This window comes from Exiguobacterium sp. ZOR0005 (assembly GCF_000798975.1).
In the GTDB taxonomy this organism is placed as follows: Bacteria; Bacillota; Bacilli; order Exiguobacteriales; family Exiguobacteriaceae; genus Exiguobacterium; species Exiguobacterium aurantiacum.
The window spans coordinates 55,582-61,713 of record NZ_JTLB01000014.1 but is presented as its reverse complement, the minus strand read 5'-3'; the positions used below and the strand labels follow the sequence as shown (position 1 = coordinate 61,713).

Sequence of the window (6,132 nt, the reverse complement as noted above, 5' to 3'; positions counted from 1 at the left end):
AAGCGCTTCAGCGCCGAAAGTAGTTGGGGGTCTCCCCCTGTGAGGATAGGACGTTGCCAGGCAACATGAGACGATCGAGCATAACGCTCGGTCGTCTTTTTTAGTAGCGACGATGCTGATGCATCGTCGCTTTTCGTTTGCCTTTTTTTGAATCAATGATAGAATAAAGTCAAAAGTCAAAGATGGTCAGAGGGTGGTGGAGATGAGAAACATATCTGATGTGATCGAACAGTATTTAAAGCAAGTGCTGAAAGAAAGTCAGGCCGATACGATTGAAATCAAGAGGCAAGACATCGCGAAACGTTTTGAATGTGTCCCGTCTCAAATCAACTACGTCATCAACACACGATTCACAGTCGAAAAAGGGTATCTCGTAGAAAGCAAGCGAGGCGGAGGCGGGTATATTCGGATCCGTCGCGTCATTTTAAACGAGAAACAAGATCTGTTAGCGAGTTTGATTGATTTCTTACATGAGCAACCCCGACTGACAGAACAAGTGATTGAGAATATATTAGTCCGTTTATTCGAAGAAGGACTATTGAATGAACGTGAAGTTCGACTGCTCTTTCATGTGCTCTCAGACGAATCACTAGGATTGCATGCGGATGACCGTTATTTGATTCGCAGACAGCAGTTGCTTGCATTGATGAAACTGTTAAGTTATCGCTGACGGAGGAAAAGATATGTTATGCGAACGGTGCAAACGGCGACCCGCCGTCAATGAAATGGTGATAACGGAAGATGGAATCCCGGTCAAACGGAAATTATGTCGAAATTGCGCATTTGAGGTGATGACGGGGTATGTTCCAGTCGTAAAGCGGTGCCCGACATGTCAAATTACGCAAACTGAGTTACAACAATTGAGAAAAGCAGGTTGTGCCCATTGTTATACGGTGTTTCGAGATGACTTGATCAAGATGGCGCGTCAATATCAACAAGGGCACGATCATCATGTCGGATCGATTCCTAATTTGCTACGGACACCGGACGAACGAATCGAAGAGCGACTAGTAAAGTTAGCAGGGGAGTTAGAGCAAGCCGTCGAACAAGAAGATTATGAACGCGCAGCGCGCATCAAAAAAGAAATGATTCAATTGAAAGGTCAAGGTGAGGCATGATGGAGACATTCCTCAAACATCCACTTGGTCCGAAAATGAATGAACGCGCGAAACTCGATGACCTTGTCATCTCGACACGGATTCGGCTCGCTCGTAATTTGAAAGATACGGTCTTCTCTCCGGTGTTATCAAAAGAGGGGCAACGGCAACTATGTGAGCGAGTCGAGGCATCGCTCGGAGGATTGCAAGGATTTGAATACTTGCGAATGTCTTCGTATGATGCGGTGACACGTCAAGCACTCGTCGAGAAGCATCTCATCAGTCCGGCGATTGCTGAAAAAGAAGATAGCGCCGTTTTCTTAAGTGAAGATGAAACGATCAGTGTCCTCATCAATGAAGAAGACCATCTACGAATTCAGACACTCTTACCTGGATTACAAGTGACCGAGGCATTCGAGCTTGCGAAGCGTGTGGACGAACTGTGTGAGGAGTCGCTCCCTTATGCGTTCGATGAGACGCTAGGCTATTTGACAACATGTCCTAGCAACATTGGAACCGGACTCCGCGCCTCGGTCATGTTACACTTGCCGGGATTGACGCTGACCGGACGAATAACTCCTATATTAAAAGAACTTCGTAAACTCGGATACACGATTCGCGGACGTTATGGAGAAGGGAGCGATGCTGCCGGGCGATTGTTTCAATTATCCAACCAACGAACGCTTGGCAGCCACGAGTCGCAACTCTTGTCAGACTTTATAGAAATCACGGAACAAGTCATTCAGGCGGAGCGTCAAGCCCGCGAATACCTGCTTACGAACAACCAGGATGAGCTTGAAGATCAGTTTTATCGTTCCTATGGCATTTTGCGATACGCGAAATTATTATCGTCGACTGAGGCGATAGAACGCCTATCGGATCTTCACTTAGCAAGTGACCTCGGATTGTTATCCGATTGGAGTCCCCCTCAATTTCACGATTTGATTGTCCGCATGCAATCAGGTTTCCTACAAAAACATTTCGGGAAAACATTATCTACGAAAGAACGAGATCGGGAACGAGCGACGCTCGTGCGTCGAACGTTAGATCAAGGCTTAGTTTGATTCAACTCTCAAGGAGGTTTTGTCAATGATGTTTGGTCGATTTACAGAACGAGCTCAGCGCGTATTAGCTTTAGCCCAAGAGGAAGCAGTACGGCTTGGCCATCATAATATTGGTACAGAGCACATTTTACTCGGCTTGATTCGAGAAGGGGAAGGCATCGCGGCTAAAGCGTTGTTTGCCCTCGGGATGACATCTGAGAAGATTCAGCAAGAAGTCGAGGCGTTGATCGGACGTGGTTCTGAGAACGGCTCAACGATTCACTATACGCCACGAGCGAAAAAAGTGATTGAACTGTCGATGGATGAAGCCCGTAAACTCGGTCATTCATACGTCGGGACAGAACATATCTTGCTCGGCTTGATTCGAGAAGGGGAAGGCGTCGCTGCCCGGGTCATGAACAACCTTGGCATCAGCTTGACGAAAGCCCGTCAACAAGTGCTGCAACTTCTCGGCAACACGGAGTCATCGTCTAACGCCTCGCAGCCGGGTACAAGCGCTGCGACCCCTACGCTTGATGGTTTGGCCCGCGACTTGACACAGCAAGCACGTGAGTCGCGTCTCGATCCGGTCATCGGACGTTCAGGTGAGATTCAACGTGTGATTGAAGTGCTGTCACGACGCACGAAAAACAACCCGGTGTTGATCGGAGAGCCTGGTGTCGGTAAGACGGCAGTCGTCGAAGGACTCGCTCAACAGATTATTAACAATGAGGTCCCGGAGACACTTCGCAATAAACGCGTCATGGTGCTTGATATGGGGACGCTCGTCGCCGGTACAAAATACCGCGGGGAGTTCGAAGATCGCTTGAAAAAAGTCATGGACGAAATTCGTCAAGCCGGAAACGTCATCCTCTTCATTGATGAGCTGCATACGTTGATTGGTGCCGGTGGGGCCGAAGGAGCGATTGACGCCTCAAACATTTTGAAACCGTCACTCGCTCGTGGTGAGTTGCAATGTATCGGGGCGACGACGCTCGACGAATACCGCAAATATATCGAAAAAGACGCAGCACTCGAACGCCGCTTCCAACCGATTCAAGTGAACGAACCGACTGCAGAAGAGGCAGAGCAAATCTTACTCGGTTTACGTGATCGCTACGAAGCGCACCACCGCGTGACAATCACGGATGAGGCGGTCCACGAAGCGGTCGTCCTTTCAGACCGTTACATCTCAGACCGTTTCCTTCCGGACAAAGCGATTGACCTCGTCGATGAGGCGGCGTCAAAAGTGCGCCTCCGTTCGTTCACGGCGCCACCAAACTTGAAAGAGCTCGAAGCACGGCTTGAGTCGATTCGAAAAGAGAAAGATTCGGCCGTCCAAAGCCAAGAGTTTGAAAAAGCAGCCTCGCTTCGCGACACGGAACAAAAAGTGCGTGAAGAACTCGAGCACCTCAAGTCTGAATGGCAAAATAAGCAAGGGAATGAAAAGCTCGAAGTGACGAAAGAAGATATCGCCCAAGTTGTCGCCAGTTGGACGGGCGTCCCGGTCACAAAGATCGCCGAAGAAGAGACGGATCGTCTCCTCAAACTTGAATCGATCCTTCATAACCGGGTCATCGGTCAAGACGAGGCGGTCAAATCGATTTCACGAGCGATTCGTCGTGCCCGTGCCGGTTTGAAAGATCCGAAACGACCGATTGGATCATTTGTGTTCCTCGGACCGACCGGGGTTGGTAAAACAGAGCTTGCCCGTGCCGTTGCCGAAGCGTTGTTCGGTGACGAAGATGCGATTATCCGAATCGATATGTCCGAGTACATGGAGAAACATGCGACGAGTCGACTCGTCGGCTCGCCACCAGGATACGTCGGATATGAGGAAGGCGGTCAGTTGACGGAGAAAGTTCGTCGCAAGCCGTATTCGGTCATCTTGCTCGACGAGATCGAGAAGGCGCACCCGGAAGTATTCAACATCTTGCTTCAAGTGCTCGATGACGGCCGTCTGACAGACTCGAAAGGCCGCACCGTCGACTTCCGCAACACCGTCATCATTATGACGTCAAACGTCGGAGCCGCGGCGCTCAAACGAAACAAATATGTCGGTTTCACGGTTGAAGACGACGTGAAGCGTGAATATACAGAGATGAAGGACAAAGTCATGGAAGAGCTCAAAAAAGCGTTCCGTCCTGAGTTCTTGAACCGAATCGATGAGATCACGGTGTTCCACTCGCTCCAAAAAGAGCATATTCAAGAAATCGTCAAGCTCATGGCTGAGACGCTTACGAAACGCCTCGGGGAACAAGGTATTGATTTCACGTTAACCGAATCAGCGCTCGAGAAGATTGCAGAAGTCGGCTACGACCCTGAATACGGGGCTCGACCGCTCCGCCGGGCGCTCCAGCGTGAGGTGGAAGACCGCCTCTCAGAATCGATGCTCAGCGGTAACATTGCAAAAGGCAGTAAAGTCGCCCTCGATGTGCAAGACGGGGAATTCGTCGTCCGAAACGAAGGGGTCGTTCAATAATCCGTAGCCCCCTCTCTCCTATGAGGGGGCTTTTTTAGACAGAAGGGAACACGTATGGCTAAAATTAAAACGAAATATGTATGTCAATCTTGTGGCTACGAATCTGCCAAATGGATGGGGCGTTGCCCAGGATGTAATGAATGGAACACGCTCGTTGAAGAATTCGTCGAAGAGAAAAAGGCGAAACGAGGCGCCGCATTCGTGCATAGTTCATCGAGGCAGTTGAAACCGGAACGTCTCGCGGACGTCGTCTCGCAAGAAGAGACGCGCGTCCATACGAACAGTCAAGAGTTCGACCGTGTGCTCGGAGGCGGGATCGTGCCTGGTTCGCTCGTCCTTGTCGGAGGCGATCCGGGAATCGGGAAATCGACGATTTTGCTCCAAGTGAGTGCCCACCTGGCCCATAGCGGCCGAAAAGTGCTCTACATTTCAGGTGAGGAGTCGCTCAAACAGACGAAGCTTCGTGCTGAACGGCTCGGCCTGCCGACGCAGGATTTATATGTGCTCGCCGAGACGGATATGTTGATGATCGAGCGAGTCATCGACGAAGAAAAACCTGGGTTCGTCATCATCGACTCGATTCAAACGGTCTACATGGATGAGATTCAATCGGCGCCGGGCAGCGTCGCCCAAGTGCGAGAATGTACCGCCGCCTTGATGAAGATTGCTAAAACGCGAGGGGTGGCCGTCTTTATCGTCGGTCACGTCACGAAACAAGGCTCGATTGCCGGACCGCGTTTGCTCGAACACATGGTCGATGCTGTCCTTTATTTCGAAGGTGAACGTCACCACACGTTCCGAATCTTACGGGCTGTCAAAAACCGTTTCGGCTCGACGAACGAGATTGGTATCTTTGAAATGAAGGAAGGCGGGCTCGAGGAAGTGCTCAATCCGTCCGAGATATTTTTAGAAGAACGGACGGCCGGCGTATCGGGTTCGACCGTCGTCGCTTCGATGGAAGGGACGAGGACGGTGCTCGTCGAACTGCAAGCGCTCATCTCCCCGACCTCGTTCGGTAACCCACGGCGGATGGCGACGGGGATTGACCAAAACCGGGTCGCGCTACTCATGGCCGTGCTCGAGAAACGTTCCGGGCTTTTGCTTCAGACGCAAGATGCCTATTTGAAAGCGGCCGGCGGGGTCAAACTCGATGAACCGGCGATCGACTTGGCGATTTGCGTGTCCATCGCTTCGAGTTTCCGTGACCGTCCGACCCGACCGACGGACGTGTGCATCGGGGAAGTCGGCTTGACCGGTGAAGTACGTCGTGTCTCACGAATCGAGCAGCGCGTCGCCGAAGCGGCCAAGCTCGGATTCACTCGAGCCATCATCCCGAAAAACAATCTTGGCGGCTGGACGGCCCCATCCGGGATCGACGTCGTCGGAGTCAGTACTGTCGATGAGGCGCTCCAGCTCACCATCCCGTTCTAAGGGTGCCTCAGACAGTTTTTAACGCTTTGTAACGAACGCTTTCAAAAGAACCGTGTTACAATGAAAGTGTTATTTTTTT

At 51.0% G+C, this 6,132-nt stretch carries 5 protein-coding genes; all 5 read left to right on the top strand.

All coding sequences use genetic code 11. The features are described from left to right. Positions 1–202: 202 nt before the first annotated feature. The 5 genes from L971_RS06540 to radA all read left to right on the top strand — a co-directional run bounded on the left by L971_RS06540 (position 203) and on the right by radA (position 6,053). Positions 203–670, top strand: a complete 468-nt coding sequence (locus L971_RS06540; RefSeq protein WP_024372157.1) for a CtsR family transcriptional regulator — start codon at positions 203–205, stop codon at positions 668–670. Positions 671–917: 247 nt separating this feature from the next. After that, positions 918–1,118, top strand: coding sequence for a UvrB/UvrC motif-containing protein (locus L971_RS15215; protein WP_231557571.1), 201 nt, complete (start codon positions 918–920; stop codon positions 1,116–1,118). Further along, the gene (locus L971_RS06530; protein WP_197053166.1) at positions 1,118–2,161 is read left to right on the top strand and encodes a protein arginine kinase; all 1,044 of its coding nucleotides are present in this window, start codon (positions 1,118–1,120) and stop codon (positions 2,159–2,161) included. The genes L971_RS15215 and L971_RS06530 overlap by 1 nt, the downstream gene beginning before the upstream one ends. A gap of 25 nt (positions 2,162–2,186) precedes the next feature. Continuing rightward, positions 2,187–4,622 carry an ATP-dependent protease ATP-binding subunit ClpC gene (gene clpC, locus L971_RS06525; protein WP_024372160.1) on the top strand — a complete coding sequence of 812 codons (2,436 nt, stop codon included), beginning with the start codon at positions 2,187–2,189 and terminating at the stop codon, positions 4,620–4,622. A 54-nt stretch (positions 4,623–4,676) separates the two neighbouring features. After that, a complete protein-coding gene (gene radA, locus L971_RS06520; RefSeq protein ID WP_024372161.1) occupies positions 4,677–6,053 on the top strand; it encodes a DNA repair protein RadA in 1,377 nt (458 codons plus the stop codon). Positions 6,054–6,132 lie beyond the last annotated feature (79 nt).